The sequence below is a fragment of the Phytomonospora sp. NPDC050363 genome (assembly GCF_040655735.1).
GTDB lineage: Bacteria > Actinomycetota > Actinomycetes > Mycobacteriales > Micromonosporaceae > Phytomonospora.
The window spans coordinates 156,147-182,998 of sequence record NZ_JBFAKK010000008.1 but is presented as its reverse complement, the minus strand read 5'-3'; the positions used below and the strand labels follow the sequence as shown (position 1 = coordinate 182,998).

The window sequence follows — 26,852 nt, the reverse complement described above, 5'->3', positions numbered from 1 at the left end:
TCCTCACCGGGCGCGCCGGAACTCTCGCCGGTGCCCGGCGAAGGAGTCTCCTCCTCCGCCGGAACGGCGTCGGGCTTCGGATCGGTCACTTCTTGTCGTCCTCGTCGACGATCTCGGCGTCGACGACGTCGTCGCCCTTGTCGGCCTTCGACTGCTCGGCACCGGGCGCCTCGGCGCCGTCGGCGTCGGGCGCGCCCGCGGCCTGCTGGGCGGCGTACATCGCCGCGCCGGCCTCCTGCGAGACCTTGATCAGCGCGTCGGTCGCGGTCTTGATCGCCTCGACGTCGGAACCGCCGAGAGCCGACTTCAGCTCCGAGAGGGCGCCGTTGATCTCGTCCTTCTTGTCCTCGGGCAGCTTGTCCCCGGACTCGGCGAGCAGCTTCTCGGTGTTGAACTGCCAGGTCTCACCGAGGTTGCGGGCCTCGGCGTCGTCGCGGCGCTTGCGGTCGTCGTCGGCGTGGTCCTGCGCGTCGCGCATCATCCGCTCGATGTCGTCCTTCGGCAGCGAGGAGCCGCCGGTGATCGTCATCGCCTGGGACTTGCCGGTCGCCATGTCCTTCGCCGAGACGTTCACGATGCCGTTGGCGTCGATGTCGAAGGTGACCTCGACCTGCGGGACGCCGCGCGGCGCCGGAGGCAGGCCGGTCAGCTCGAAGGTGCCGAGCTTCTTGTTGTAGGCGGCGATCTCGCGCTCGCCCTGGAAGACCTGGATCAGCACGGACGGCTGGTGGTCGTCGGCGGTGGTGAAGATCTCCGAGCGCTTGGTCGGGATCGTGGTGTTGCGCTCGATGAGCTTGGTGAAGATGCCGCCCTTGGTCTCGATGCCCAGCGACAGCGGGGTCACGTCGAGCAGGAGGACGTCCTTGACCTCGCCCTTGAGGACACCGGCCTGGAGCGCGGCTCCGACGGCGACGACCTCGTCGGGGTTGACGCCCTTGTGCGGGTCGCGGCCCAGGATCTCGGTGACGAGCGCGGCGATCGCGGGCATGCGGGTCGAGCCGCCGACCATGATCACGTGGTCGATCTCGGAGAGCTTGATGCCGGCGTCCTTGACGGCCGACTCGAAGGGCTTGCGGCAGCGCTCGCGCAGGTCGGCGGTGAGCCGCTCGAACTCCGCGCGGGTCAGGTTGACGTCGAGGTGCAGCGGGCCCTCGGGGCCGGCGGTGATGTAGGGCAGGTTGATCGAGGTCTGCGTCGCCGCCGACAGCTCGATCTTGGCCTTCTCGGAGGCCTCGCGCAGACGCTGCATGGCCATCTTGTCGGCCGCGAGGTCGATGCCGTACTGGCCGTTGAAGGTCTTGACGAGGTGCTCGATGACCTTGTCGTCCCAGTCGTCGCCGCCGAGGTGGTTGTCACCGTTGGTGGCCTTGACCTGGATGACGCCGTCGGCGATCTCCAGCAGGGAGACGTCGAAGGTGCCGCCGCCGAGGTCGAAGACGAGGACCGTCTGCTCCTGGCCGCCCTTGTCGAGGCCGTAGGCCAGCGCCGCGGCGGTGGGCTCGTTGATGATGCGCAGGACGTTGAGGCCCGCGATCTCGCCGGCCTCCTTGGTCGCGGTGCGCTGCGCGTCGTTGAAGTACGCGGGGACCGTGATGACGGCGTCGGTGATCGACTCGCCCAGGTAGGCCTCGGCGTCGCGCTTGAGCTTCATCAGCGTGCGCGCGCTGATCTCCTGCGGCGTGTAGTGCTTGTCGTCGATGTCCACCGACCAGTCCTCGCCCATGTGGCGCTTGACCGAGCGGATCGTGCGGTCGGGGTTGGTGACCGCCTGACGCTTGGCGACCTCGCCGGCCAGGACCTCGCCGTTCTTGGCGAACGCGATGATGGACGGGGTGGTGCGCGAACCTTCGGCGTTGGTGATTACCGTGGGCTCGCCGCCTTCGAGTACTGCCACACAGGAGTTCGTCGTCCCGAGGTCGATACCGACCGCACGTGCCATGGTGAAGCTCCCCCAGTTGGAGTCAATGAAAGTTGAGTGGACCGGACTCAATGTTGACTCGGCATCCGGCCACTGTCAAGGCGAAGTTGAGTGAGATGCGCGCAACTCTGTGAGTCGGCCATCGCGCAGGTGTGCCCACTCGCCGGCCGAACTATCCGGCCAAAGCGCGTGAAGCAACCCTTATATGATGATTTCCGGACGAATGACGCCCTCGCCGACGGCTTCAAGGAATCGTTCGCGGAACATCCGACTCCTGGGGTCGGTGGTCGAGGCAGTCGGTGATGACGTCGTCTGCGACGTGCCAGGCGTCGCAGGGCCAGTGCTCGCCACATCCGTCGCACTGGACGCCCAGAAGTGCGTCGGGCAGGTGCGAGCACCAGATGCGCGAGGCGATCTGCCAGGCGACGACCTCGACGACCTGCGGCGGTGCTTCCAGCGGGGGCGGTTCCTGTGGACTGTAGGCGCTGCGCGTGCGTGATCGCGGCATGTGTCTAATCCCTCCGCCGTGTTCAACGGCCGACGACGGGTGGGGGTCACGCGTCGATCAGGCGATATCCGTCCGGGAGGGGAGATTGTGACTGGTGTGAGCGTGCGGGTACGCGGTGGGGTGGAGTCGGGGTGGGGCCCGGCACGTCGGCCCCACCCCCCTTTCACTCCTTCATCCCGGCCAGTCTCACCGCGGGGACGCGCAGGGCGGTGCGGGCCGTCAGGAGGCTCGCGCCGAGTGCGAGCACCAGTGACGCGACGATGACCGCGCCGACGTAGTCCCACGGGATCGCCATCGACACGTCGGCGCCGATCTGCGACTCCAGCCCGCGCCGCACGCCCTCCAGGGCGGCGACGGCCACCAGCAGGCCGAGTCCCGTGCCGACGGCGACGACCAGGATCGTCTCGACCGCGACGATCTTGAGCACCTGCCCGTTCCCCGCCCCCGACAGGCGCAGCACCGCGAAGTCCTTGAGCCGGTCGGCGTTGGCCATGATCAGCGTGTTGGCGATCGCCAGCGCGGTGTAGCCGATCGCCATGATCAGCAGCACGAGCATGAACACCCGCAGCAGCTCCCACTCGCGCTCGTCGGCGTGCCGCGCGAAGGTCTCGGTGTCGAGCGCGATCGCGCCCAGGCCGGACAGGGCCGGCTCGGCGTCGCCGACGGTGACGCCGTTGAGGTAGACGACCTCCGTGAGGGCGTTGGGCGCCAGCTCACGCAGGGTTTCCCGCTCGACGACGACCGCGGTCGGGTACATCTCCTCGGCGCCGGGACCGTCGGTCTCACCGTCGTCGCCGGCCACCACCTTCAGCGTGGTCGCCTCCCCGTCGGGGAAGGTCAGCGTGACCGGGTCACCCTCCGACAGGCCGAGCGTCTCCATGTAGGGCCGCGCGATCCGGACGGCGTCGGCGGGCAGGTCGGTCACCAGGCCCGTGACGGTGAAGGGCTCGCCCTCGTGGAAGGCGTCGACGGTCATCACCGGCAGCGCCTCGCCGGGCAAACCGTCGACCGCCGCGTCGGACAGGCCCGGCGTCCCCTCGGGCTGCACGACGACCTCGGCGGGCAGCTTGGCGGCCAGGTCGGTGCCCATGGCGCCCTTCATCGTCTGCACCATCCCCGCCAGCAGCACCACGAAGCCGACCGTGACCAGCACCGGCGCCGCAGTGGAGGCCACCCGCCGCACCGCGACCAGCGTGCTCTCCCGCACGACCGTCCAGGTCGCGCCTTTCGCGCCGGTGAACGGCCAGGCCGCCAGCCGCACCACCGGCGGGATGATCACCGGCGAGTAGAGGGTCAGCCCGACGATCAGCGCCACCGCCGACAGCATCGAGTAGTTCAGCAGGTCCTCGGCCGACGCGCTGGATGCCACGACGCCCGAGACGACCCCGCCGGCCAGCGCGAGCGCGCCGAGGATCCAGCGGCCGCGTGTCATCGGCCTGGCGTCGACGGCGGCCTCGCGCAGCGCCTCCATGGGCCGCACGCGGGCGGCGCGGCGGGAGGCGGCCCACACGCCGAGGAAGGCCACGACCATGCCGACTCCGCCGGCGGTCAGCAGCGGCCACGCCTCGACGTGGATCGCGAAGTCGGGCGGTTCGAGTTCGGCGTCGACGAGGAGCCCGCCGAGCACCGGCGCCAGGGCGAGGCCGAGGACGACGCCGATGGCGCTGGCGATCAGGCCGACGCCGAGCGCCTCGCCGAACAGCATCCGGCGGATCTGGCCGGGCGTGGCGCCGATGGTGCGCATCAGGCCCAGTTCGCGGCGGCGCTGGGCGACGCCGAAGGCGAAGGTCGAGGCGACCACGAAGACCGCCGCGAAGGCCGACAGCATCGTCATCGCCGTCAGCAGCTGCGTGCCGAGCCAGCGGGTGCGGGTGTGCGACTCGGGCTCGAAGGCGGCGCGCTCGTCGCCGTGCAGGGCGGCGCCGTCGCCGCCGACCAGCGCGGTCGCCGCGTCGTCGACGGCCGCGGTGTCGGCTCCGGGCGCGGTGAGCAGGCCCAGGACGGTGACGCCGTCGGCGAGTTTCGCGGCCTCGGCGTCGGTGAGGTAGTAGCCCTCGCCGTCGACCAGGCCGGTGACCTCGTAGACGGCCGGGCCGCTCGCGGTCAGGACGGTCAGGGCCGTGCCGGTCTCGACGCCGAGGTCCTCGCCGACGGCGATCTCGCCGGGCGCGGCGGGCGCGGAGCCCTCGGTGAGGCCGTGGCCGCCGAGCAGCGTGCTCGACCAGCCGTGGCCCTGCGGGTCGGCGCGGGGGTCGCCGGCGGGTTCGCCGTCGAGGACGGCCTGCGCGTAGAAAGAGTGGTCGGCGACGACCTGGGAAACCCCGTCGACACGTGCGAGTTTCCCGCTCAGTTCGGCCGTCCTCTCCGCCGGCCACGGCACCGGCGCCCGGTAGCCGTCGGAGCCCGGTTCGGCAAGGGCGCCGTGTACGAGCACGCCGGTCTCGGCGTAGCGGGCGGGCACGGAGGGTTCGGCGGAGACGTGCACGAGCAGCGCGGCCGTCACGATCGCCACGCCCAGGGCGAGCGCGCCGACGGTGCCGAGGAAACTCGTCCAGCGGGTCTTGATGGTGGCCCAGGTGTGCATCAGGCCGCGCCTTCCAGGTGGGCCATGCGGGTGGCGATCTTCTGCGCGCGGTGGCCGAGCGTGGTCGCCGTGGCGTCGCGTACGGCGAGGTAGTCGTCGGCGATGCGGCCGTCGGCGAGGAACACGACGCGGTCGGCGTAGGCGGCGGCCATCGGGTCGTGGGTCACCATGATCACCGTCTGCTCGAAGGCGTCGACGACCCGGCGCAGGAGGCCGAGGACCTCGCGTGAGGTGTTGGTGTCGAGGGCGCCGGTGGGCTCGTCGGCGAAGATCACCTCGGGGTGGGTGACCAGCGCGCGGGCGATGGCGACGCGCTGCTGCTGGCCGCCCGACATCTCGCCGGGCCGGTGCCCGGCGCGGTCGCGCAGGCCCACCTCGCCCAGCGCCGACTCGACCCGGCCAGGTTCGATCCGCTGCCCCGCCAGGCGCAGCGGGAGGCCGACGTTCTGCGCGGCGGTCAACGCCGGGAGCAGGTTGAAGGCCTGGAAGACGAAGCCGACGCGCTCGCGTCGCAGGAGGGTCAGGGCCTTCTCCGGCAGCTTCGCCAGGTCGGTCGCGCCGACCAGGACGGCGCCCTCGCTGGGCCGGTCGAGGCCGGCGGCGCACTGGAGCAGGGTCGACTTCCCCGAACCCGAGGGGCCCATGATCGCGGTGAAGGTCCCGCGCGGGAAGGACAGCGTGACGTGGTCGAGGGCGGTCACGGCGTGCTCGCCGGTGCCGTAGGTCTTCGTCAGGCCCCACAGCGAGACGGCTTCGCGGAGCCGGGTCGGGGGCGCGGGTGTCATGGTCATGGCCCAACCCAAGCCCGGAACGCGGGAAACGACAGTGCGGCGGGCCGGACTAAAAGGGTATGGCAAGCCCTACTGTTTCCCTCAACGCGCGCGGTTAGCGTTGCCGCATGATCGCCCGGACGCCGTTGCAGGCCATGACGCAGCGCCCCTCGGTGTTCCTGCGTTCGGCCTGGCCATGGCGGTCGGCGGCCTACCTGCTCCTGGGCGGTGTGGTCGGCGGGCTGCTGATGCTGGTGTTCACCGGACTCGTACTGGCGGGCCTGCTGCTGCTCGTGGTGCTGCTGGGCGCGGCGATCCTGGTGGCGGTGGCGCTGTCGGGGATCCTCGTGGGCGGTTTCGAGCGCTGGCGCCTGCGACTCGTCGACCGCGACCCGATCGAGTCGCCGCACCGCCGCCCCACCCGTGCGGGCTATCGGGCGTGGCTGCTGACGCGGGTCAAGGAGGCGGCGACCTGGCGGGAGCTGGCCTACACGGCGATGTCGGTGCTGGTGCTGTGCTGGGTCGACCTGGGCGTCGTCGGGCTGTGCGCCTACGTGCCCGTGCAGGTGGCGATCCTGGGGCTGTGGGACAGCTACAACCCCGGCTGGATGTTCCTCATCAGCCTGCCCTTCGGGCTCGGGCTGGCGGTGTGCTCGCTGTACGTCCTGGCGGCCTGGGCTGGCGCGCGCGGGGCACTGGCCCGCGCGGTCCTGGCGCCGCGCGACGCCGAGCTCGGCGACCGGCTGGTGCAGGTGACGCGCTCGCGGGCGCGGCTGGTCGACAACTTCGAGCTGGAGCGCCGCCGGATCGAGCGCGACCTCCACGACGGCGCCCAGCAGCACCTCACCGCGCTGATCATGCGGCTGGGGCTGATGCGCCTCGACGTCACGCCCGGCACGCCGCTGTCGGACTCCCTCGAAGAGGCGGTCGCGCAGGCGCGGCTGGCCCTCGACGACACGCGCGAACTCATCCGGGGAGTCCACCCGAAGGTGCTGTCCGACCGGGGCCTGGCCGCCGCGGTCCGCGACCTCGCCGGGCGCAGCGTCGTGCCGGTCGCCACCGACCTCGACCTGCCCGGGCGCCTGCCGCCGCCGGTGGAGCTGACCGCGTACTTCATCGTCAGCGAGGCGCTGGCCAACGTCACCAAGCACAGCGGTGCGACCCGCGGGGAGGTGCGCGGCCGCGTCGTCGAGGACACGTTGTGGATCGAGGTCCGCGACGACGGGCGCGGCGGCGCCGACCCCGAGCTCGGCTCGGGCCTGACCGGGCTCGCCGACCGCGTCGCCGTCCACGACGGCACACTGATGATCTCCAGCCCCGAAGGGGGCCCGACCCTGCTGCGAGTGGAGCTGCCGTGCCGCTGCGAATAGTCCTCGCCGAGGACGAGGTGCTGATGCGCGAGGGGATCACCGCGATCCTCGGGCGCTTCGGCCACGAGGTCGTCGCCTCCGTCGGTGACGCCGAGGCGATGATCGCCGCCACCCGCCGGGAGAGGCCCGACCTGGTCCTCACCGACGTACGCATGCCGCCGGGCTTCTCCGACGAGGGCCTGCGCGGCGCCCTCGCGCTGCGCGCCGAGACGCCCGGGCTGCCGGTGCTGGTGCTGAGCCTCTACGTCGAGCAGACCTACGCCGTCGAGCTGCTCGACTCCACGACCGGCGCGGGCGTGGGCTACCTGCTCAAGGACCGCGTCGGCGACGTGGCGGAGTTCCGCGACGCGCTGGAACGCGTCGCGGCGGGCGGGACGGTCGTCGACCCGGAGGTCGTGCGGCAGCTGCTGGCCCAGCGCCGCGACCCCCTCCAGCGGCTGACGGCACGGGAGAAGGAGGTCCTGGCGCTGATGGCCGAGGGCCGGTCGAACGCGGCGATCTCGCGGCGGCTGTTCCTCACCGAGGCCGGCGTCGGCAAGCACGTGCGCGGGATCCTGTCGAAGCTGGAACTGCCGCCCGCCGGCGACGACCACCGGCGGGTCCTCGCGGTCCTGGCCTACCTGCGGGGTGCCGGCTGACCCCCGTGCCGTTCGGCGTAGCGCCGCTCGAAGTCGGCGATGTGGCGCGAGGGCGCGACCGAGGACGACGACTGCTCCAGCACGCCGTCGTCGCCGATGTAGAACAGCGCGCGGCCGATCGCGATCTCGCCGGGCCTGGTCGGCACGAAGACCAGCCAGCCGCAGCTGAAGCGGTCGGCGGTCAGTTCCGAGAGCGGGTACCCGCGGGTGTCGAGCCCGGCGGCGAGGATGTGGTCGCGGACGCGGGTGATCGCCTCCTGCTCGTCCAGCTCCTCGACCGGCGCGGTCACCGTGAGACCGGCCAGGACCAGCTCGTAGTGGGCGCCGTCGAGGTCGGCGTCCTCGCCGTAGGCGACCTCCAGCAGCTCGCGGGTGACCGCGGACGCCTCGGCGGCGCCGAGCAGCGTGGCGACGGCGTCGCGGTGGCGGGTGTCGGCCTTGTCGCCGGTGATCGCGGCGATCATGTCGACGACGGTGTCGGCGGTCCACACGCCCGGCACGGCGTCGGCGAGCGCGGTGGCCGGCGGCGACTCGCCGCGGTACCAGCGGTCGCCCTGCGACCAGTAGCAGAAGGTGAGCATCCCGGTGCCGGCCCGGTGGTTGAGCACGGCGTCGGCGATCCAGTCGGGGGCGCCGGCGAAGAGGGCGGGCAGGTCGGCGCCGCCGTTGTAGGCGGCGTCGAGTTCGGGGGCGTTCCACACGCCGCCGGACAGCACGAAGCGGTCGCCGGGCAGTCGCGCCAGGTTCGATCCGCCGCGCTTGGCGCCCTCGAAGCCGGCCACCGAGACGCTCATGCGCGGGCCCCATTCCGAGCCGATCGCGACGAAGGCGGAGGCGATCGTCGCCCACCGCGCCCAGGTGATCGACGGGGTCGGGAAGTCGCCCTCCGACTCGACCGGCCGGATCCGCGCGGCACGGTCGGCGCGGGCGCCTTCGACCGCCTGACGCGGGGTGCGGCGCTGCCGGTCGCCGTGGCCGACGTAGGCCGCCAGCCACACCGGGAGCGTGCGGCGCGGGTAGGCGGCGAGGTCGGCGCGGTAGGCCTCGGGCGGGAACAGCTCGGGGAAGGGCTCGTCGCCGTAGTCGTAGACGGTCTCCAGGCGGCCCTCGCTCGACAGGTTCACCAGCAGCCGCCACCAGGGGCCCTCGGCAAGCCGCGCCGACAGTTCGCGCAGCTCCCGCGCCAGGGGCAGCACCGCCTGCGGGTCGAAGCGCACCGACCGCTCCCCGTCGGTGAACACCACCTCGGCCGCCGTGTGGCCGACCGTCAGCGCGAAGGTCGCCGACATCGCCACCCAGCCCTGCGGCCCGATCCGCGCCAGCTCCTGCGCGATGCGCTCGGTGAGGTCCTTCGCCAGCTCGCGCACGCCGGTCTCGGCGGCGCCGTGCCGGACGATGGTCGAGGCGAGGTCGTCGTCGAGACTCTCCTCGAAGCTCTTCCAGAACTCCTTCTCGTACTCCTCTTCGGGCGTGCTCATCCGCCGTCTCCTCCCACGTCGAGATTCCCGTCGAGTTGCCAGATCCGGGCCGCCGTGCCACCGGCGGCCAGCACCGTGCCGTCGTCGGCCGACAGCGCCGGGCCGCCCGCTCCTCCGCGTTCGAGCAGGCCCAGGCACCGTCCACTCGCGACTTCCCAGACCGCGGTCCGGCCGTCCGGGCCGATCCACAGCGGCGGCGGGCCCGAGCGCGAGGGGCCGTGGTCGCGGCACTGGGCGAGGGCCAACCCGAAGTCGGCGACCTTCGCGACGCCGTCGAGGTCCACCAGAATGTTGTCCGGCTTGACGTCCAGGTGCGCGAAACCGCGCCGATGAGCGTGGGCGAGACCGCGGGCGACCTGGATCGACACGTCGAGGATCCGCGCCGGGACCTCGGCGCTGAAACGCTCCCGGTCGGCGGTCACGGCCGAACTCCGGGCATGACGCGATGCTATTTCGCGCTCGCCGCCGGGGAAACCCATGCGAGGAGCACACCACCGGCGGCGGGGGACCGGTCCCGCGAGCGGCTGAGGCGTCGGCGGCACAGATCGTCGCGGCCCACTGTTGGGCAACGGCGATTTTCCTCGTTGATGGGCCGTTACACCACTTTCGAGTGAATATCTCCGTTGAACGTCCTTTGTCGACGAATGAGGCTTCCGATCAATGTCCTCGGCTGCCTAGCATCCACCCGACCGGATATTCGTTCGGTAAGTGCGCGAGCACCCTTCGACGCGAGGAGACTCCATGAGCACAGCGACCACGGCCGGCTCCTGGCCGTCCATGAGCACGACTCCCCCCAATCTGAGCGGCCTCGGCTCCCAGCACGTCACGTGGGGGGTTCCGGCCGGCGGCGGCAAGAGCGGCTACATCTTCCAGGGCGGCACCGTCCCCGTGAAGACCGACGGCAGCGAGTTCACGCTGGGCACCTACACCCACGAGAACTTCCCGATCCAGGGAATGCCCCAACCCCAGTTCGACGTGGACCTGAGCGTGCGGGTGGCCTTCGAGGACGGGACCGAGGCCGACTTCGCCTTCCGGTTCCACCACAACGAGACCCCCAACGACGGCCCGGCGCCCGAGGACATCGTGAACCTGCCGATGTTCGTCTCGCCGCAGACGGTGACCATCGACGGCGACGAGTACGGCGTCGTCATCAGCGGCTTCAAGCAGGGCGGCCAGGTCGTACAGACCTTCATCAGCCCCGAGAACGGCTCGAACAGCGCCGAGGTCGTCGCCATGTTCGCCCGCGCCGGTAAGCCCGACATCGTCCTGACCGCCGTCAGCCACAAGGGGCAGGTGAAGTACACGCAGGCCGACGAGTACGTGGAGATCGTCAACCGGGGAACCGTCGCGGGCAACATCTCCGGCTGGGTCCTCGGCGCCGACGACGCCGGACAGGACTACACCTTCCCACCGGGCACGGTCCTCCAGCCCGGCCAGCGGATCCGGATCTACACCAACCAGGTCCACCCGCAGTGGGGCGGATTCACCTACGGGAGCAACCGGCCCATCTGGAACGACAAGGGCGACAAGGCCGTCCTGCGCGACACCGCGCAGAACGCCGTCTCCGAGCTGGGCTACGGCAACAGGGCGACCACGCCCTGACCGCCGACGCACGAAGGCGCCGGGCCCGCGACACCATGCGGACCCGGCGTGGTGAGTTGCTTTAAGGCTTGTCGATCCCGACGCAGTCGCCCGGGTCGCTCTTCGAGACCGACAGGCCCACGAGGGGCCTCTCGACCGTGTTGCCGTCATCGTCCATGGTGTTGTAGACGGCGATCAGCAGGACCTTTCCGGCGAGATCCGATGGCGTCAAGGTGAACAACGCACCGCCGTTGTCGTCGTGTCCGCCGCCGAAGTTGGCGAAGAGGGGCTCGTACTCAGGCCACTGGCAGTCCCAGTGGACGCCGTCGAGGACGACCACGTTCGAGTCGACGCCCTTCTCCTTGAGCGCCGCCTCAAGGCCCTTGTCGTCCCTGATGTCGTCGATGGTCACCGTGACCGACTTGCCGTCGTTCGACAGCGCCATCGAGAACCCGGCCGGCTGGATGTCCTCGGAGGCCACCGCGACCGCGCCGCCGTCGGGTGAGCGCTCGCTCGCCCCGCCGAAGACCGGCATGGTCAGCCCGGCGGCCACGGCGACCGCCGCCAGCGCGACTCCGCCCATCGCCAGTCGCGGCATCGTGAACCAGCTCGCGCGCTTGGCGGCCCGCTCCTCGACGACCTCGGTCAGCTCGGCCAGCAGACGGGTCTCGTACCCGCCCAGTTCTTCCTTCATGACACTGCCTTTCTAGGGGTGCGCCGCGACGGGCGCGTGGGAGGAGAGCTCGACGCCGAGACGGCGCCGGGCCCGGTGGAGTCGCACACGCGCCGTGCCGGGACGGATACCCAGCACCTGCGCGGCCTCGGCCACGTCGAGGCCTTCGAGCGCGACCAGTTCCAGCACGGCCCGTTCGCCGCGCGGAAGTCCGTCCATGGCCCGGTACAGCTCGCGGCCGCGAGCCTCGGCGTCGATGCGCTCCTCGGCGCGGGCCAGGTCGTCGGAGTCGAGCCGGCGCATGCCGAACGCCCGGCTCGCCCCTGCCAGGGACCGTGCCTGGCGCTTCATCTCGGCGCCGATGACGTTGCGGGCGACGCCGTAGAGCCAGTTGCGGGGCGTCCCCCGCGAGGGCCGGTAGCTCTTGGCCGAGCCGATCGCCGCCAGGAACACCTCGGCGACCAGGTCGCCGGCCAGGAAAGGCTCGGCGACGCGTCGCGCGACGAAGCGCTGCACGGCGGTGACGTGCGCCCGGTAGAAGGACTCGAACGCGGCCGGGTCGGTGCCGATGCGCGTCGTGCTGTCGACGGGCGCTGAATAGCTCACGAGTCTCGGTCTCCCTTCTTGTCGTTCGGGCTTTACGAGAGTTATTGGCCACCCGGCGCGAAAGCGTTACAAGGCGGGGGTGCGGCGGGCGGATTGTCACACCGGACCGGTAGCGTCGCCACGTGGCCGGTGCCGAGAAAGACGTGACGAAACTGCTCGACGCGGCCGTCAGCGCGGTCCCCGGCGGACAGATCCGCCCCGGTCAGCAGCAGATGGCCGAGGCGATCGACAAGGCCCGCACCAGCCGCAGACACCTCCTCGTGCAGGCCGGCACCGGCACCGGAAAGTCGCTGGGCTACCTCGTGCCCTCCCTGCTGTCCGACCGCCCCGTCGTGGTCTCCACCGCGACCCTGGCGCTCCAGGCACAGCTCGTCGACACCGACCTTCCGCGCCTGGCGACCGCCACCGAGGACGTGCTGGGCCGCAAGCCGACCTTCGCCGTGCTCAAGGGCCGCCACCACTACCTCTGCGCCGCCAAACTCGCCGAACCCGAGCCCGAGGAGGAGCAGGACAGCCTCGACGGCGGCGCCTGGCTCGGGCAGGCCGGTCGCATGGAGAAGCACGTCAAGCGCGTCCACGAGTGGGCGAACGAGACCGAGAAGGGCGACCGGGACGAACTCGACCCCGGTGTCCCCGACGCGGTCTGGCGCGGCGTGTCGGTGTCCTCCCGCGAATGCGTCGGCGCCCAGAAGTGCCCCCAGGGGGACATGTGCTTCGCCGAGAAGGCGCGCGGCGCCGCCCGCGAGGCCGACATCGTCGTCACCAACCACTCCCTGCTGGCCATCGACCTGCTCAACGGCCGCAAGGTCCTCCCCGAGCACGACCTCCTCATCGTCGACGAGGCCCACGAGCTGGCCGACCGCGCCACGGGTGCGGCCCAGGCCGAGCTGAGCGTCACCGGGATCGAGCGGACCATGCGCCGGGCCGGGCAGTTCATCTCCCGGGAGACCAAGGAGAAGTTCACCGACGGCGGCGCGGCCTTCGACGCCTCCCTCGACAACCTCCCCGCCACGCGCCTCGTCCAGCTTCCCGATCACCTGCGGCAGGCGCTGACCCTGCTGGAGGGCGCCTGCCGCGAGGCGTTCTCGGAGATCACCGTCGGCAAGGACGACGAGTCGCTGCTCAAGCAGCAGGCCAAGACCGGCGTCGGCGACCTCCGCGACGTCGTGCAGAGGATGTTGCAGGAGTCGGAGTACGACGTCATCTGGGCGGATGGAGAAGGAAGGCGGCGCCAGCTGGCCGTCGCGCCGCTGTCGGTCGCCGGGATCCTCGGCGAGGAGCTGTTCGCCGAGCGGACGGTCGTGGTCACCTCGGCGACCCTGACGCTGGGCGGGAAGTTCGACACCGTGGCGCGGTCGCTGGGCATCGACCAGGACCACGCCGACACCCTCGACGTCGGCTCCCCCTTCGACTACCGCAAGCAGGGCATCCTCTACGTCGCCTCGCATCTGCCGAAGCCGACCATGTCGGGCCTGTCCGAGGCCGCCGCCGAAGAGCTGGTGCGCCTGGTCAACGCCATCGGCGGGCGGACCCTGGGACTGTTCTCGTCGCGCAAGGCCGCCGAGCGCGCCGCGGAGGTGCTGCGCGAGCGCACCGACCTGCCGATCCTGCTCCAGGGCGAGGAGTCGCTGCCGCCGCTGGTGCGGCGCTTCCGCGCCGAGCCCGAGACCTGCCTGCTGGGCGTCATGTCCCTGTGGCAGGGCGTCGACGTGCCGGGGGACTCGTGCCAGTTGGTCGTGGTGGACCGGCTGCCTTTCCCCAGGCCCGACGAACCGCTGATGGCCGCACGAAGTGCCGCCGCCGACAACTCGGGCGGGTCGGGGTTCGCGCAGGTCAGCGTGCCGTACGCGGCGATCCGGCTGGCGCAGGGCGTCGGCCGGCTGATCAGGAGCACCTCCGACAAGGGCGTCGTGGCCGTGCTGGACGCGCGGCTGGAGAACGCCAGGTCGTACGGGCGGTACCTGCGCGAGTCGCTGCCGCCGCTTTGGTACACGACGGACAAGGACAAGGTCGAGGCCGCGCTGAAGAGGCTGCGGGCGGCGTCGGAGGCCTGAGGGTCACGGGTGGTCGTCCAGCGCCGAGGGTGTGAGCTCGACGTTCTTGCGGACGAGGGCGAGGGCGCGGTCGAGTTTGCGGGTCCAGCCGTAGCGGTGGCGTAGGACGGTGATGAGTTCGCGGCAGGGCCAGATGGCGTTGCAGCAGTGGCATCGGGTCACCAGGGCCGGGATAGGGAACCCCGCGAAGCGGACGACGCGGAAACGTCGGCGGGTGGGGCGGTGTTCGCGCAGGATGGACTCCTGACGTCGGTGCCTTATCAGCGCGAGGTTGAGGTGGAACTCGACCGGTGAGGCGACGCGTTGCCGGGGGACCGGTCGGGGCTTGCGGGGTTCGGGGCGAACGTCCGGCCGGACGTAGGTCGGCTGCCATTGAGTCAGGACGGTCATAGCCCGCTCCCGGGGCCGGCGTTCATGTGGTCGAGATTTTGGGTGATGTCTCGCAGGATGCCTTTCTTGACGGCGACGCGGCGGATGCGGCAGTCGGTGGAGCGGTCGCCGCAGGCGCACATGTCGTCGTGGGGGTTGTTGACGTGCCAGGCGAGAAGCGAGCGCCAGTAGGCGGCCCACTCGCGGTTGACAGAAGGCATGGGAAGTAGTCCCTTCGCAAAGTCGGTGGGGTGGGGCGGGCAGCACGAACCTCTGGGAGCCCCAGCCCCTGGCCGAAGGAGTCACGCGAGATGGGCACCATGAACCCGACGGCGAGTCTGCGAGCACTCGGCTTCCGGCTGCGGAAGTTCCGTGCGGCGCACCAGAACTCGAAACTCGGCGACGCCGCCAAGGTCGTCTCCATGGCGACGAGCTCGATGTCGCGCGCCGAAGCCGGCAAGCAGGCCCTCAACCCGGTGATCGTGGAAAGGCTGCTCGACTACTACGAGGTCACCGACGCCGAAGAGCGCGCCCAATGCCTGGAACTCGCCCGCCAAGGTCGCAAACGCGGGTGGTGGGTCCGGCACGGCGACCTGATGAACGTCGTCTACATCGGCTTGGAGGACGGGGCGTCGGGTATCTGGTGCCTGGAAACCGCGATGGTGCCCGGCCTGCTCCAGACTCCGGACTACTTCCGAGCCCTCGCGAGCATCGAAATGCCGGCCGCCTCGAACGAGGAACTGGAGCGCCGTGCCGCTGTTCGGCTCGAACGCCAGGCAATCCTCGACCGCGCCGACGCCCCACCTGAAATCCAGGTGATCCTGGACGAATCCGTGCTTCATCGCATCGTCGGTACGCCCGCCATCATGGCCGAGCAGCTCGACCACTTGGTGCGGATGGCGAGCCGTCCCAACGTCGAGATCCAGATCCTGCCCTTCGATGAAGGGGCATATGCCGGACTGGCATCCCGGTTCACCGTCCTGCGCTTCACCGACTCGTCCGACCCCGGCACGGTCTACCTCGAACAGATGCACTGGCAGGACAGCTTCGTGGAGGAGGCCGTGGACGTCGCCAAGTTCGTCAACGCCTTCGGTAGGACGCGGGCCGCAGCCATCTCTCCGTCGCGCTCGATTGGCATGATCGGCGACGCGAGAGACAATCTCAGGAAACAGGGAAAGGACTGAATCGACCATGAGTTCTGAGCCGGTCTTCCGTCGCTCCTCGTACTCCAACGGCTCCGGCGCGAACTGTGTGGACGTCGGCGCCTGGAACGACACCGTCGTCCTCCGCGACTCCAAGGACTGCGCGGGCGACTTCGGCGCCTACCCCACCCTCACCGTCCCCGCCACCGCCTGGACCGCGTTCACCACCGACGTCAAGGCCGGCCGCCTCGACGGCTGACCGGCCGAGAACGCGGCAACACGAGACCCTTGTCATCACGAAGCGACCTTGCCCGGGCGACCTTGGATGTGATCGCACGTTGCCGCACATCATCCCCAAGGACGCCACGGTGACGATCTACGTCGTCGGCGACGAAGGCCCCGAGCGGCACCGCACGTATCGTGGAACCGGAGAGGGGATCGCATGACCACCGTGCAGTGGGACGCGAGCATCACAACCGCCGCCACACCCGCTGAAGTCGAACAGTGGTTCGCCGACCACCTGCGCATGTTCAACCCCCACGGCACTCGCGGCACGACCGTCAGGCTCGGCCCCGACGACGCCGACTTGGCCGACCTTCCCCTGCGCATCGACATCGACCCCGACACCGACCGCGCCGCCGTCCGCTGGCTTCCCGACGATCACGTCGCCGTCGATCTCCCTCCTCTCGCCACGCCGCTCCTCGTCTGCGAGTGGACCGACGAGGAGACCCTCACCGAAGTACCCGGCGCACTCGCCCGCGTCGACGTCCGCGAGCTCCTTGAAGCCGCCGCCCCGGGCATGGACACCGCCACCCTCACCGAACACGCCCTCACCCTCGGCGTCGAAGCCCCGGCACCGGGCGCCCAGCTCGTCGTCGGGTACGCACCCGATTTCGAACCCGACGGCCTGTGGTGGGCGACGCCCGACGACGGACCCCGCCGGATCGGCTAACCGAATCCACCCAGATGGCCGGACCCGGCCCCGGGCACCTTCCCTACCGCGCCCCAGGCCAGAGGGGGGTCTGGGGTGGAGACGGAGTCTCCCCCCAGCCGCGAGCGCCAGCGAGCTGAGGGGGGAGCGGCGCGGAGACGAAGTCTCCCCCCAGGTGCGAGCGCCGGCGAGCAGAGGGGGAGCGCGGCGAGCAAAGGTGAGCGAAGCGATCGGCCAGCAGAGTGATGCGCCGTTTGATCTCAGTGCGGGTATGGTGACTGCGCAACCGTGTCAGTTCATCTGTCGTTCTTATAGCCATTGAGGTACGAGGTGCGATTCTCGCTGCGTCCGCAAGACGACGCGTTCTACCAGTTCTTCAGCCAGGCGGGCCAGAACCTGGTCCGCGGCATGGAGATCCTGTCCGAACTGGCCGTGGCGGGCGCCGACACGCAGTCGGTCTCCGAGCGCCTGGTCGAGGTCGAACACGACAACGACCAGCTCACCCATGATCTGTACAACAAGATCAACTCGACCTTCGTCACACCGCTCGACCGCGAGGACATGTACGCCCTCGGCTCGCAGCTCGACGACGTGATCGACCACATCGAAGCCGCCGGAAACCTCGTCTACCTCTACGGCCTCTCGGAGCTCCCCGCGCCGCCGCGCGAGATGATCGACCTCTTCGACGTCCTCAACGCGCAGGCCCGCGTCACCGCCGAGGCACTCCCGCGCCTCAAGGGGATGAACAACCTCAAAGAGTACTGGATCGAGATCAACCGTCTCGAAAACGACGGGGACCGCGCCTACCGCATGCTCCTCGTCCGCCTGTTCTCCGGCGAGTACGACGCGCTGACCGTGTTGAAGATGAAGGAGGTCGCCGACGAGCTCGAAGCCGCCTGTGACGCCTTCGAACATGTCGCCAACACCGTCGAGACCATCGCGGTCAAGGAGTCCTAGGCACCGTGGACGCCACCCTTATCGGCGTGCTGGCCGTGATCATCGCGGCCATGGCGTTCGATTACACCAACGGTTTCCACGACGCGGCCAACGCCATCGCGACCTCGGTCTCGACCCGCGCGCTGACCCCGCGGGTGGCGCTGGGCCTCGCCGCCGTCGGAAACTTCGTCGGCGCGCACCTCGGCGCCAAGGTCGCCCAGACCGTCGGCTCGGGCATCGTGGAACTACCGCCGGTGTCGCACAGCCTCGCGATCATCCTCGCCGGTGTGATGGGCGCCATCACCTGGAACCTCGTCACCTGGTGGCTCGGGCTCCCCTCGTCCTCGTCGCACGCGCTGTTCGGCGGCCTGGTCGGCGCGACCATCGTCGGCGGCGGCACGGTCCTGTGGGACGGCATCCTCGAGAAGGTCATCATCCCGATGGTCGCCTCCCCGGTCGTCGGCTTCATCCTCGGTTACGCGGTGATGATCGCCATCCTGTGGATCTTCCGCAGGGGCAACCCGGCACGCCTCAACCGCGGCTTCCGCGTCGCCCAGTCGGTCTCGGCGGCCGCCATGGCCGTCGGTCACGGCATGCAGGACGCGGCCAAGACCATGGGCATCGTGGTGCTGGCGCTGTTCGTCGGCGGCTACCAGGACAACACCGAGCACATCCCGCAGTGGGTGTTCTTCACCTCCGCCGGCGTGCTCGCACTGGGCACCTACGCGGGCGGCTGGCGGATCATCCGCACCCTCGGCCGCCGCGTGATCCACCTCGGCCCGCCGGAGGGCTTCGCCGCCGAGACGGTCGCCTCCGGTGTCCTCTACGCCAACGCGCTGCTGTTCGGCGCGCCCATCTCGACGACGCACACGATCACCTCGGCGATCATGGGCGTCGGCGCGACCAAGGGCAAGTACGCCGTCCGCTGGGGCGTCGCGAAGAACATCGTCATCGGGTGGGTCCTGACCTTCCCGGCCGCGGCTCTTGTCGCGGCGATCGTCTACTACCTGGTGAATCCGCTGTTCAGCTGAGCACCGAGCATCCGTGAGGTGGGCCGCCCGATTCGGGAGGCCCACCTTTCTGCGTCGCGGCGACCAACCCGGGCGGCTCATCGACGCCGACACGCGATGCGGCACCTACCGCCTGCTCGACCTCGCCACCGGGGAGGCGAGAGCCGTTCTCGACGGGGCGTAGGGTCCCGGCGCGCAGGCCGTCGGTCACTTGTGGACGGTGGACCGGTCGGACGGCCGTGCCGAGGGCCCGCCCGGTGGAGTGCTGCTCGGCTTCGACCGCGGCGGTCTCGTCTGGGCGGCCGCCGCCGGCACCGTGCGGCTGCGTGAGACGCGCGAGCGCTGACACGGCCCGCTCCATACGATGAGGCATGCCCGAAGTCCACATCGACCTCGACGAACCCGAGGCCGCGCCGGCACCACCCTCCCCGAGGCGGCGCAGGCGCGCGATCGTCGCCGTCGCGGCGGCGGTCGCCGCCATCGCCGCCGGCACGATCGTGGTGCGGCTGACCGCGCCGCCGGAGCCGGCCGGGCCGCTGTCGCGCCCGCAGGCGTGGTCGGTGGAGATCCCGGCCGAACTCGGTGAGTCGGTGACGGCACGAGTGAAAGGCGAGGTCGTCCTGATCGCCGCCGAGCGCGGCCTGCTCGCCGTCGAGCGCGCCACCGGCGAGGAGCTGTGGCGGCGCGACCTCACCGAGGTCATCGCCCGCGTGGAGGCCGGACAGGGCCTGGGCACCTCCAGTGTCGACTGGTACCTGAACCTGGCGGGGAACTCGCTGATGATGCCCGTCTACGACGGCGGCGACGTCTGGAATCCCAGCGCCTTCGAGGTCGTCGACCTGCCGACCGGCGCCACGCGCTTCACCTTCGACGTCGACGAGGACTCCGGCGAGGGCTCCTTCGGCTTCGTCACGCCCGGCTCGCTGATCGTCGTGCGCCCCGGCGACCCCGACGAACTCACCGCCGTCGCCCTCTCCGACGGCCGTGAGCTGTGGCGCCACTCCACCGACCAGGTGATCACGACTCCCCGGGGCTACTCGGTGCGCGCCCAGGCGATCAGCATGCGCAACTCCGCGGCGACCGGGGACGAGCCGCCCGAGGACGCCTTCATCCTCCTCAGCGCCGAGCCGGACGCCGGCGTACCCACCGAGGCCAACTACCTCGACCTCGCCGACGGTGAGACGGGCCCCGACTGGCGAGCCGAGGACCCGAACAGCCACTACTTCGAGCCCGTGCAGGGCCTTCTCATCGACGTGGCCGAGCCGAGGGTGATGCGCGCGTACGACCCGGTGACCGGCACGAAGCTGTGGGAGTCGGCGACCTTGCGCGACTTCAGCATGCCGGGCCCGGTGGACTCCTACACCTTCACCGACGGCCTGCTCATCGACGCCGACCTGGCCGTGCCCGCCGACCAGGTCACCTACCAGCTCATCGACCTCTCCGACGGCACCGTGAGCCCCGGCGCCGATCTCGGCGGGCGCCGGCTCGTCGCCGTCGACGCCGACTACGCCGTCGGCCTCGACCCGGATCCGGCCACGCTCACCGCCATCACCCCCGGCGGCGCGACGCTGTGGACGACCTCGCTGCGCCCGAAAGGCTGGACCACACCCGGCTTCCAGGCCGAGGGCTTCCTCACCGGCGACGGGTGGCTCGCCGTCGAGGGACGGGTCGGCGTCGGCGGCGACTCCAGCTCGCACCTGTGGTTCGTCGACCTCGCCACCGGCGAGCACGGCAGCGTCCCGGACGGCCGGCTGCTCGGCTTCGAGGGCGGCGCGCTGGTCTCGACGGGAGCGAGCGGAACCGCCGTCGCCCTCACCGAACTCGGCGCGCGCTGAAAGCGGGACCCCGTGGATCTCCCGCGCTGAATACGATGCGGGCATGACCGCCCACATCGACCTCGACGGCCCCTTAGAGCCCCCGCCCTCGCGCCCGCGCCCGAGGCGCCGCTTCGGGCTGTACGCGCTCGGGCTGGCCCTGGCCGTCACCGCGATCGTGGTGACGGTCCAGCGCACCGACGGCCCACCCGAGAAGCCCGGGCGGTTCGACGTCGCTCCCGCGTGGGAGACGACGCTGCCGGTGGAGTTGGGCGAGGCGCTCGCCGCGCGCGTCGTCGGCGGCACCGTCCTCCTCGCGACCACGCAGGGCCTGTCCGGCTACGACCGCGCGACCGGCGCGGAGAAGTGGCGCACGCGGCTGGACGAGCACCTGGCCTGGGACCGCCCCGCCCCCCGCACCCGCGAGGTGGCCTGGCGGCACGTGCGCATCGGCGCCGACGCGGTCGTGATCCCCTACCACCTCGCTCCCGACGCGTCCGCTCCCCGCGACTACTTCGAGGTCCGCGACCTGCACACCGGCGCGCTGCGCCACACGATCACCCCCGGCGGCGGCGGCGGCGGGCGGTGGCGGGAGGCGGCCGTCATGCCCGACCGGCTGATCACCTACGCCTGCGAAGAAGCGCACTGCACGGTCGTCGCCTACTCGCTGGCCGACGGCGCCGAGCTGTGGCGCGACCGGCGCGACGCGGTCCCGCAGTTCCCCGTGACCACCTCCGCGTCGCACCAGCCGGTCGCCGTGCGCAACCCGGGACCCGTCGTCCCCGACCCACTCACGCGCGGAGTGATCGTCTGGAGCGAACCCGCCGACGAGAAAGGCACGACACTGGTCTTCACCACCTCCGACCTGGGGACCGGCGGCGAAATGGGCACCTGGACCGCGCCGCGGCCGGGCGCGGCGATGCCCTTCTACCGCGACATCGGCGGCAACCTCGTCGACGTCTCCACCGCCAACGTCCTGCGCGGTGTGAACCCCGTCGACGGCACCGACCTGTGGACCCGCGCCACCCTCACCGACCTCGACGCCGGCTTCACCGACGCCGCCGATCCCCGCGAACTGGAGGAACCGCCGTCCCTGGTCGCCGGCCGCCTCCTCGACACCTCCGGGCACGACAGCCGCACCGCACCCGGCTCCTACCAGCTCATCGACCTGCGCACCGGCGAGATCGCCGCGACCCCCGCCGCCGCGGGCAACCGCATCATCTCCGTCGCCGACGCCATCGCCATCGGCCTCGACCCCGCCAAAGGCGAACTCACCGCCGTGGCCTTCGGCGACTCCCTCGTCTGGAACGCGCCCCTGCGCCCCGACGGCTGGACGCAGGCCGGCCTCGAACCCAGCGGCTTCCTCACCTCCGGCGGCTGGTTCGCGCTGGCCGGCGAACTCGGCTTCGGGCAGGACGCCGAGCAGCGGCTCTGGTACGTCGAGCTGGGCACCGGCGCCATCGGCGCGATCCCCGCCGCCGAACTGCTCGGACTCGACGACGGCGCCATGGTCACCGCCGACACCACCGGCCGCCGTACCGTAGCCCTCCGCGAACTCGGCGTGCGATAAAGACGTCGCGAACATGATCAACAACGGTTACCCTGCCGATGTGAACGTACGCATCACCACCCTCGCCGAACGCCCCGAACTCGCCGACCTCGTATGGGACATGCCCGACTCCTGGCCGGAGTTCATGGACCACGACCCGATCTCGTGGTCGATGTTCGGGCTCGTCACCGCCGACCCCGAGTACACGGTGGTCGCCACCGACGAGTCCGGCACGCTGGTCGGGCACGGGCACAGCGTGCCCTTCTCGCGCGCCCTGCCCGGTCGCGGCGGTGACCTGCCCGACACCGGCTGGGACCAGGTGCTGATGTGGGCCAACTCCGACCTGCGCAAGAAGGTCGCGCCGGACACGATCAGCGCCGTCGAGATCAGTGTCCACACAGGACACCAGGGCAAGGGCCTCTCCGGGCTGCTGGTGACCGCGCTGCGCGACAACGCCCGCGCCAAGGGGTTCGGCGAGATGTTCGCGCCGGTCCGGCCGAGCGCCAAGCATCTCGAACCGCGCACGCCGATGTCCGAGTACGCCTACCGGACCCGCAAGGACGGCCTGCCCGCCGACCCGTGGCTGCGCGTGCACGTCCGCGCCGGCGGGGAGATCGTCAAGATCGCCCCGGCCTCCATGGTGATTCCGGGTTCCCTCGCCCAGTGGCGGGAGTGGACCGGGCTGCCCTTCGACACCGACGGCCCGGTCGAGCTGCCGTTCGCGCTGTCGACCGTGCACTGCGACACCGTCCAGGACAGCGCGGTGTACGTCGAGCCGAACGTGTGGGTGCGGCACGCGCTGTAGTCCATTGAGGATGAATGCCCCGCCCGGCCACCGGGCGGGGCTTCTCCTTGTCTAGAGCGCCCCGTGGGTCTTGTGCTCGGCCATGAAGTCGCGCGGGAAGCCGACCTCGAAACCGGTGACCGCCTCAAGCCGTGCGGACGCCTCGTCCGGCAGCACCAGGTCGAGGGAGGCGAGACTGTCCTTGATCTGCGCCGCGCCGCTCGCGCCGACCAGCGGGAACACCCGCTCCGAGCGTGCCCGGATCCACGCCAGCGCGACCTGCGCCGGGCTCACCCCGAGTTCTCCGGCGACCTCGACGACGGCGTCGGCGATCGTGTGGGACCGCTCCGGCAGCTTCGCCGCGTCGTGGCGGCCTTTCGCGCCGGGCGTGCGGTACTTGCCCGACAGGATCCCGGCGGCCAGCGGCGCCCATGCCGCGACGCTCAGGCCGAGGGCCTCGGCCATCGGGATCAGCTCGCGCTCGGCATCGCGGCGGATGAGGCTGTAGGGGACCTGGATCCCCGCGAAGGGCGTCCATCCGCGCCATTCGGCGAGAGTGTTGGCACGCGCGACGAGCCAGGCGGGCGCGTCGGAGAAGCCCACGTAGAGGACCTTCCCGGCGCGCACGACGTCGTCGAGGGCCCGCATGGTCTCCTCGATCGGCGTGAACGGATCCCAGATGTGGGCCCAGTAGACGTCGACGTAGTCGGTCCGCAGCCGCCGCAGACTGTCCTCAAGGGACGCGACCAGGTTCTTGCGGTGGTTGCCGGCGGCGTTGGGGTCGCTGCGGTCGCGGGAGAGCGTGTACTTCGTGGCGAGCACGAAACGGTCGCGGCGGCCTTCGAGGAGACGCCCGACGTACTCCTCGGAGTGCCCGCCCAGGTAGATGTTGGCCGTGTCGATGACGTTGCCGCCGGCCTCGGCGTAGGCGTCGACGATCTCGCGCGCGGTGTCGAAGGCGACGCCGCCGGCTTCCTCGCCGAAGGTCATCGCGCCGAGGAAGAGTTCGGAGACGCGCAGGCCGGTGTTGCCGAAGAGGCGGTAGTCCAAGGGAAGTCCTTCGTCTAGGGAAGCGGATGCAGGTGCCGGGCGATGGCGAGGAGGGCCTTGGCGCGCTCGGCCCGATGAGTGTCGGGGATGGAGCGGGCGACGCGTTCGGCGCGGTCGACGTCGAGCGGCGTCCAGGCTTTGACGAGGTCGACGGTGGAGCGGTAGCGGTAGTCGCTGTACTTCGTCTCGATGGCCGCGCACGCCGTCTCGGCCTCGTCGAGCAGTCGCCGCGCACGATCACGGTCGAACCCGGCGACGGCGACCGCGACATCCGCGAGCATCCGCGCGGCACTGATTCCCCTGATCCCGCGCGCCACCCGCTCGGCCTCGTCGAAAAGGCGCTGTCCGCGCCGGAGAACCTGCGCGAGGATTCCTCCGCCTCTGGCTGCATGGACGCGCCCGAGGGCCACCAGCCCGTGAACCATTTCGTCCTGATGGGTGTCCAGGTTCGCCCGCATGAGGCGCTCGGCGCGCTCGGGATCCTTCGGCGCGAGCGCCACGACGGCGTGCTCTACCGCTCTCGCCCGGTTGCCGGACGGAATGTGCAGCGCGACCCGCTCGGCGGCATGGGGATCGATCGCCGCGAGTTCCTTGATGGCGCCCCCGAGCTCCCACCAGTCGGATTCGGGATCGGGCGGGATGGAACGCAGGACACGTTCGCCGCGCCGATGGTCCACTGGTATCAAGGCCTGGGCAACGGCCGCGATGCTCCCGAGGTCATCCCTCGGCACAAGACCGGCGATCCTTTCGGCGCGATCGCGGTCGGTGGACACCAGGGATCGCGCCAGTGCCGTCACCGCCTGCTCTCTGTTGTAGTCCTCGGTGAAGGCACCGAGTAGGCCCTCGGCGCGGGTGAGGTCGTGCGGCGCCAGGGCCTCCACGAGGTCGGCCAGCACATCGTCGCGGTCGTCCTCAAGCCCGGCGGGGAGCGACAGTGCCAGGCGCTCGGCCCTGGCGGGGTCGGTCGAGGCCAGCCTCGTCACGAGCCGACGCGTGGCCCACTCAAGGCGGAAGCCGGGCTCGGGGGGCATTCCCCTCAGTAGAGCCTCAGCCCGGCCGGGGTCGAGAAGGGCCCACGCGGGAATCAGCTCCCCCAAAGCGTGGGCGCGTTTGGAGTTCTTGCGCAGAGCGAGGATCTGGCCTTCGGCCTCGACGAGCAGGCGTTCGGCCCGGACGGGATCGAGGACGCCCATCGCGCACGCCGAGGCGACGCAGGCCGACCTTCGGCGGCTCTTCGAAGGAAGGACCCGGGCCAGTTCCTCACCGCGAGCCGGGTCGAAGGCCGACAGCAGCGCGGCCAGCCGGGGCATGACCCGGCCCATCTCCTCATCCTCGGGTGACGCGCGCACGACCTGTTCCGCCTCGTCGAACAGACGCATGGCCGCAGAGCGGTCAGCGAGTCCCCGTGAGGCCAGCGCTCGCGACAGTGGCCCCATGACGGAAGGATCGACGGCCGCGACCCGCTCGGCGTAACCGTGATCGGCGGCGGCAAGCAGTTCGTGGGCCGGCTCGATCGACGCGATCGCCTTCGCGATGCCGGTCGGCACCGCCTCGGCGGCACTCACCGCGGCGAACAACATTCGTGCGGACCGACCAGGATCGACACCCGCGGCGCCTCTGGCGGCGTGTACCAGGCAGAGCGGCTTCTGGACCGAGCCCTCGGCCAGTGACGCGGCGAAACCCGCAGCGGCTCTGGGCGACTCGGCCGCCAGCTGGGTGATCCCTTCCTCCAGCTCGAAGTCGCCACCGATCATGTCCGCAAGGCGAAGTGCCCGAGCCGGGTCGGTGGCGGCCAGGAGCGCCAGGAGATCAGTGCGCGGGCCGCCTAGCTTGTACGAATCACCGGGCCGGACCGTCTCGACGGCCGCGTCGAGGATCCGTGCGAGCGCGGGTGGCAGCGGGCGTGGCGGCGGCGCGGCCGGTACGGACCGCCGTGGCGCGGTCTTCTTGGGCGCCTTCGGTTTCGCCGCCGCCAGCACCGCGCCTTCGGCGACGACCAGCTCGGGCTGCTCCACGACCGTCGGCGCGATCCCGCAGGCCCGGTGCACCAGCGTCGCCGCCAATGGCACACGACTCGACCCGCCGACCAGGAACACCGCCGCTACCTGGGACCACGCCACCCCCGCCCGCGCGACGATCGCCGTCATCGTGCTCGCGGTGCGCTCCAGGATCGGCATCGCGTCGCGCTCGAACTCCTCGCGTGTCACGAGCGAGTCGCGATCCAGCAGCGGCACGAACAGCGTCGCGGAAGTCTGACGGGACAGGGTTTCCTTGGCATTGCGCGCCTCGGTCCACAGCGCGTGCTGCGCACGGAGGTCCACCGGCCCGACCGGCTTCACCAAGCGCCGCCACACCGCCGGGATGATGCCCGAAGAGGACAAGCCCACCCGGTCGACGATCACTCGGTCGAGGTCGAGACCTCCCACGTCGCCGAGCCCGCCGGAGGCCAGAACCTCGAACCCGCCGGCGGTCCGGCGCACCAGGCTCACATCGAAGGTGCCCGCACCGAGGTCGTACACGACCGCGTGCGCACCGACCGGAACCTCGACCCCGGCCTCGGCGACGAAGAACGTCGCCGCCGCCACCGGTTCGGGAAGATAAGCGGGCGAAGGGATCCCGGCCCGCCGAGCCGCGTCCGCCAACAGTCCCCGTCGCGCCTGCCCCCAGTCCGCCGGGTGGGTCAGCATGACGTCGGAGGGCGGCCTCCCCGCGACCCGCACCGCCTCGTCCCACACCGTCCGCAGCGTCGCGGCCATCAGGTCGGCGACGGGATAGGAGGTCTCACCGAGCAGCACCTCGCCGTAGTCGATCCTCCGTTTCGGGTTCGGTTCAAGCCCCGCAGGATCTCCCAGCCCCGCCCGCAACGCGTCCTGTCCGGTCTGGAGAAGCCCGCCCGCACCCGCGTGCACCGCCGAGGACAGCAGCGCCGACGCGCCGAAGTGCAGCGGCCGACGCCTCCCGTCAGGCCAGGCGAGGACGGCGACCGTGTGCGATGTGCCGTAGTCGATCCCCAACCGCATGCCGCCACGGTAGTTGGTGCGCGTGCGTCGCCGCGACCGTCGGATCGCCCACGCTCCTTGAACTCGC

At 71.0% G+C, this 26,852-nt stretch carries 25 protein-coding genes and 1 pseudogene; 14 read left to right on the top strand and 12 right to left on the bottom strand.

Going from position 1 to position 26,852, the window contains the following annotated elements:
- Positions 1 to 85: 85 nt before the first annotated feature.
- The 4 genes from dnaK to AB0I28_RS22725 all read right to left on the bottom strand — a co-directional run bounded on the left by dnaK (position 86) and on the right by AB0I28_RS22725 (position 5,801).
- Positions 86 to 1,939: a molecular chaperone DnaK gene (gene dnaK / locus AB0I28_RS22740; RefSeq protein WP_357496291.1), complete on the bottom strand. Its 1,854-nt coding sequence runs from the start codon at positions 1,937 to 1,939 to the stop codon at positions 86 to 88.
- Positions 1,940 to 2,162: 223 nt separating this feature from the next.
- Positions 2,163 to 2,426 carry a hypothetical protein gene (locus tag AB0I28_RS22735; RefSeq protein WP_357496289.1) on the bottom strand — a complete coding sequence of 88 codons (264 nt, stop codon included), beginning with the start codon at positions 2,424 to 2,426 and terminating at the stop codon, positions 2,163 to 2,165.
- 163 nt (positions 2,427 to 2,589) lie between these two features.
- Complete coding sequence (locus AB0I28_RS22730; protein WP_357496287.1) at positions 2,590 to 5,010, bottom strand: FtsX-like permease family protein; 2,421 nt, start codon at positions 5,008 to 5,010, stop codon at positions 2,590 to 2,592.
- Complete coding sequence (locus AB0I28_RS22725; RefSeq protein WP_357496285.1) at positions 5,010 to 5,801, bottom strand: ABC transporter ATP-binding protein; 792 nt, start codon at positions 5,799 to 5,801, stop codon at positions 5,010 to 5,012. Before AB0I28_RS22725 ends, AB0I28_RS22730 begins: the two co-directional genes overlap by 1 nt.
- Positions 5,802 to 5,908: 107 nt before the next feature.
- Here AB0I28_RS22725 and AB0I28_RS22720 point away from each other — a divergent pair, with 107 nt between their 5' ends.
- On the top strand, positions 5,909 to 7,150 hold the full coding sequence (locus AB0I28_RS22720) for a sensor domain-containing protein (protein WP_357496283.1): 1,242 nt from the start codon (positions 5,909 to 5,911) through the stop codon (positions 7,148 to 7,150).
- Positions 7,135 to 7,788, top strand: a complete 654-nt coding sequence (locus AB0I28_RS22715) for a response regulator transcription factor (protein WP_357496282.1) — start codon at positions 7,135 to 7,137, stop codon at positions 7,786 to 7,788. Before AB0I28_RS22720 ends, AB0I28_RS22715 begins: the two co-directional genes overlap by 16 nt.
- Here the strand turns inward: AB0I28_RS22715 and AB0I28_RS22710 are convergent.
- Together AB0I28_RS22710 and AB0I28_RS22705 are read right to left on the bottom strand one after the other, a co-directional pair.
- Entirely contained in the window at positions 7,767 to 9,266 is a 1,500-nt protein-coding gene (locus tag AB0I28_RS22710; RefSeq protein WP_357496281.1) for a hypothetical protein, read from the bottom strand. The genes AB0I28_RS22715 and AB0I28_RS22710 overlap by 22 nt on opposite strands.
- A complete protein-coding gene (locus tag AB0I28_RS22705) occupies positions 9,263 to 9,688 on the bottom strand; it encodes a protein kinase (RefSeq protein WP_357496280.1) in 426 nt (141 codons plus the stop codon). The genes AB0I28_RS22710 and AB0I28_RS22705 overlap by 4 nt, the downstream gene beginning before the upstream one ends.
- 319 nt (positions 9,689 to 10,007) lie before the next feature.
- Between AB0I28_RS22705 and AB0I28_RS22700 the strand changes: the two genes are divergently transcribed.
- On the top strand, positions 10,008 to 10,868 hold the full coding sequence (locus AB0I28_RS22700) for a lamin tail domain-containing protein (RefSeq protein ID WP_357496279.1): 861 nt from the start codon (positions 10,008 to 10,010) through the stop codon (positions 10,866 to 10,868).
- Between the two features lie 61 nt (positions 10,869 to 10,929).
- Here the strand turns inward: AB0I28_RS22700 and AB0I28_RS22695 are convergent, their stop codons facing one another.
- Together AB0I28_RS22695 and AB0I28_RS22690 are read right to left on the bottom strand one after the other, a co-directional pair.
- Complete coding sequence (locus AB0I28_RS22695; protein WP_357496278.1) at positions 10,930 to 11,541, bottom strand: hypothetical protein; 612 nt, start codon at positions 11,539 to 11,541, stop codon at positions 10,930 to 10,932.
- A gap of 12 nt (positions 11,542 to 11,553) precedes the next feature.
- On the bottom strand, positions 11,554 to 12,126 hold the full coding sequence (locus AB0I28_RS22690; protein WP_357496277.1) for a sigma-70 family RNA polymerase sigma factor: 573 nt from the start codon (positions 12,124 to 12,126) through the stop codon (positions 11,554 to 11,556).
- Between the two features lie 212 nt (positions 12,127 to 12,338).
- Between AB0I28_RS22690 and AB0I28_RS22685 the strand changes: the two genes are divergently transcribed.
- Entirely contained in the window at positions 12,339 to 14,180 is a 1,842-nt protein-coding gene (locus AB0I28_RS22685) for an ATP-dependent DNA helicase (RefSeq protein ID WP_357496706.1), read from the top strand.
- Between the two features lie 3 nt (positions 14,181 to 14,183).
- Here the strand turns inward: AB0I28_RS22685 and AB0I28_RS22680 are convergent, their stop codons facing one another.
- Both AB0I28_RS22680 and AB0I28_RS22675 read right to left on the bottom strand, forming a co-directional pair.
- Positions 14,184 to 14,570 (bottom strand): hypothetical protein, encoded by a 387-nt coding sequence (locus tag AB0I28_RS22680; RefSeq protein ID WP_357496276.1) that lies wholly within the window; start codon positions 14,568 to 14,570, stop codon positions 14,184 to 14,186.
- Complete coding sequence (locus AB0I28_RS22675; protein WP_357496275.1) at positions 14,567 to 14,770, bottom strand: hypothetical protein; 204 nt, start codon at positions 14,768 to 14,770, stop codon at positions 14,567 to 14,569. Before AB0I28_RS22675 ends, AB0I28_RS22680 begins: the two co-directional genes overlap by 4 nt.
- 99 nt (positions 14,771 to 14,869) lie before the next feature.
- Between AB0I28_RS22675 and AB0I28_RS22670 the strand changes: the two genes are divergently transcribed.
- The 10 genes and pseudogenes from AB0I28_RS22670 to AB0I28_RS22625 all read left to right on the top strand — a co-directional run bounded on the left by AB0I28_RS22670 (position 14,870) and on the right by AB0I28_RS22625 (position 22,736).
- Positions 14,870 to 15,733 carry a DUF5753 domain-containing protein gene (locus AB0I28_RS22670; RefSeq protein WP_357496273.1) on the top strand — a complete coding sequence of 288 codons (864 nt, stop codon included), beginning with the start codon at positions 14,870 to 14,872 and terminating at the stop codon, positions 15,731 to 15,733.
- A 7-nt stretch (positions 15,734 to 15,740) separates the two neighbouring features.
- Positions 15,741 to 15,950, top strand: coding sequence for a DUF397 domain-containing protein (locus AB0I28_RS22665; RefSeq protein WP_357496272.1), 210 nt, complete (start codon positions 15,741 to 15,743; stop codon positions 15,948 to 15,950).
- A pseudogene (locus AB0I28_RS22660) lies at positions 15,910 to 16,137 on the top strand (DddA-like double-stranded DNA deaminase toxin); the annotation flags it as partial. The gene AB0I28_RS22665 and the pseudogene AB0I28_RS22660, both read left to right, overlap by 41 nt.
- Positions 16,134 to 16,643: a hypothetical protein gene (locus AB0I28_RS22655; RefSeq protein ID WP_357496270.1), complete on the top strand. Its 510-nt coding sequence runs from the start codon at positions 16,134 to 16,136 to the stop codon at positions 16,641 to 16,643. The pseudogene AB0I28_RS22660 and the gene AB0I28_RS22655, both read left to right, overlap by 4 nt.
- Positions 16,644 to 16,952: 309 nt before the next feature.
- Positions 16,953 to 17,579: a DUF47 family protein gene (locus tag AB0I28_RS22650; protein WP_357496268.1), complete on the top strand. Its 627-nt coding sequence runs from the start codon at positions 16,953 to 16,955 to the stop codon at positions 17,577 to 17,579.
- A gap of 5 nt (positions 17,580 to 17,584) precedes the next feature.
- On the top strand, positions 17,585 to 18,589 hold the full coding sequence (locus AB0I28_RS22645; RefSeq protein ID WP_357496266.1) for an inorganic phosphate transporter: 1,005 nt from the start codon (positions 17,585 to 17,587) through the stop codon (positions 18,587 to 18,589).
- A gap of 199 nt (positions 18,590 to 18,788) precedes the next feature.
- Entirely contained in the window at positions 18,789 to 18,914 is a 126-nt protein-coding gene (locus AB0I28_RS22640; RefSeq protein WP_357496264.1) for a hypothetical protein, read from the top strand.
- A 25-nt stretch (positions 18,915 to 18,939) separates the two neighbouring features.
- Positions 18,940 to 20,403 carry a hypothetical protein gene (locus AB0I28_RS22635; protein ID WP_357496263.1) on the top strand — a complete coding sequence of 488 codons (1,464 nt, stop codon included), beginning with the start codon at positions 18,940 to 18,942 and terminating at the stop codon, positions 20,401 to 20,403.
- A gap of 43 nt (positions 20,404 to 20,446) precedes the next feature.
- Positions 20,447 to 21,952, top strand: a complete 1,506-nt coding sequence (locus tag AB0I28_RS22630) for a hypothetical protein (RefSeq protein WP_357496261.1) — start codon at positions 20,447 to 20,449, stop codon at positions 21,950 to 21,952.
- Between the two features lie 40 nt (positions 21,953 to 21,992).
- Positions 21,993 to 22,736, top strand: a complete 744-nt coding sequence (locus AB0I28_RS22625; protein ID WP_357496259.1) for a GNAT family N-acetyltransferase — start codon at positions 21,993 to 21,995, stop codon at positions 22,734 to 22,736.
- A gap of 51 nt (positions 22,737 to 22,787) precedes the next feature.
- On the opposite strand, the gene AB0I28_RS22620 is transcribed toward AB0I28_RS22625, so the two are convergent.
- Positions 22,788 to 23,765, bottom strand: coding sequence for an aldo/keto reductase (locus AB0I28_RS22620; protein WP_357496257.1), 978 nt, complete (start codon positions 23,763 to 23,765; stop codon positions 22,788 to 22,790).
- 14 nt (positions 23,766 to 23,779) lie between these two features.
- Positions 23,780 to 26,785: an Hsp70 family protein gene (locus AB0I28_RS22615; RefSeq protein WP_357496255.1), complete on the bottom strand. Its 3,006-nt coding sequence runs from the start codon at positions 26,783 to 26,785 to the stop codon at positions 23,780 to 23,782.
- Positions 26,786 to 26,852: the final 67 nt, after the last annotated feature.

Bases quoted from the DNA above. Each gene is read 5' to 3' on its own strand.
- dnaK (WP_357496291.1), bottom strand. From the start codon at position 1,939: ATGGCACGTGCGGTCGGTATCGACCTCGGGACGACGAACTCCTGTGTG.
- AB0I28_RS22735 (WP_357496289.1), bottom strand. From the start codon at position 2,426: ATGCCGCGATCACGCACGCGCAGCGCCTACAGTCCACAGGAACCGCCC.
- AB0I28_RS22730 (WP_357496287.1), bottom strand. From the start codon at position 5,010: ATGCACACCTGGGCCACCATCAAGACCCGCTGGACGAGTTTCCTCGGC.
- AB0I28_RS22725 (WP_357496285.1), bottom strand. From the start codon at position 5,801: ATGACCATGACACCCGCGCCCCCGACCCGGCTCCGCGAAGCCGTCTCG.
- AB0I28_RS22720 (WP_357496283.1), top strand. From the start codon at position 5,909: ATGATCGCCCGGACGCCGTTGCAGGCCATGACGCAGCGCCCCTCGGTG.
- AB0I28_RS22710 (WP_357496281.1), bottom strand. From the start codon at position 9,266: ATGAGCACGCCCGAAGAGGAGTACGAGAAGGAGTTCTGGAAGAGCTTC.
- AB0I28_RS22700 (WP_357496279.1), top strand. From the start codon at position 10,008: ATGAGCACAGCGACCACGGCCGGCTCCTGGCCGTCCATGAGCACGACT.
- AB0I28_RS22695 (WP_357496278.1), bottom strand. From the start codon at position 11,541: ATGAAGGAAGAACTGGGCGGGTACGAGACCCGTCTGCTGGCCGAGCTG.
- AB0I28_RS22685 (WP_357496706.1), top strand. From the start codon at position 12,339: ATGGCCGAGGCGATCGACAAGGCCCGCACCAGCCGCAGACACCTCCTC.
- AB0I28_RS22680 (WP_357496276.1), bottom strand. From the start codon at position 14,570: ATGACCGTCCTGACTCAATGGCAGCCGACCTACGTCCGGCCGGACGTT.
- AB0I28_RS22675 (WP_357496275.1), bottom strand. From the start codon at position 14,770: ATGCCTTCTGTCAACCGCGAGTGGGCCGCCTACTGGCGCTCGCTTCTC.
- AB0I28_RS22670 (WP_357496273.1), top strand. From the start codon at position 14,870: ATGAACCCGACGGCGAGTCTGCGAGCACTCGGCTTCCGGCTGCGGAAG.
- AB0I28_RS22665 (WP_357496272.1), top strand. From the start codon at position 15,741: ATGAGTTCTGAGCCGGTCTTCCGTCGCTCCTCGTACTCCAACGGCTCC.
- AB0I28_RS22655 (WP_357496270.1), top strand. From the start codon at position 16,134: ATGACCACCGTGCAGTGGGACGCGAGCATCACAACCGCCGCCACACCC.
- AB0I28_RS22635 (WP_357496263.1), top strand. From the start codon at position 18,940: ATGCCCGAAGTCCACATCGACCTCGACGAACCCGAGGCCGCGCCGGCA.
- AB0I28_RS22630 (WP_357496261.1), top strand. From the start codon at position 20,447: ATGACCGCCCACATCGACCTCGACGGCCCCTTAGAGCCCCCGCCCTCG.
- AB0I28_RS22615 (WP_357496255.1), bottom strand. From the start codon at position 26,785: ATGCGGTTGGGGATCGACTACGGCACATCGCACACGGTCGCCGTCCTC.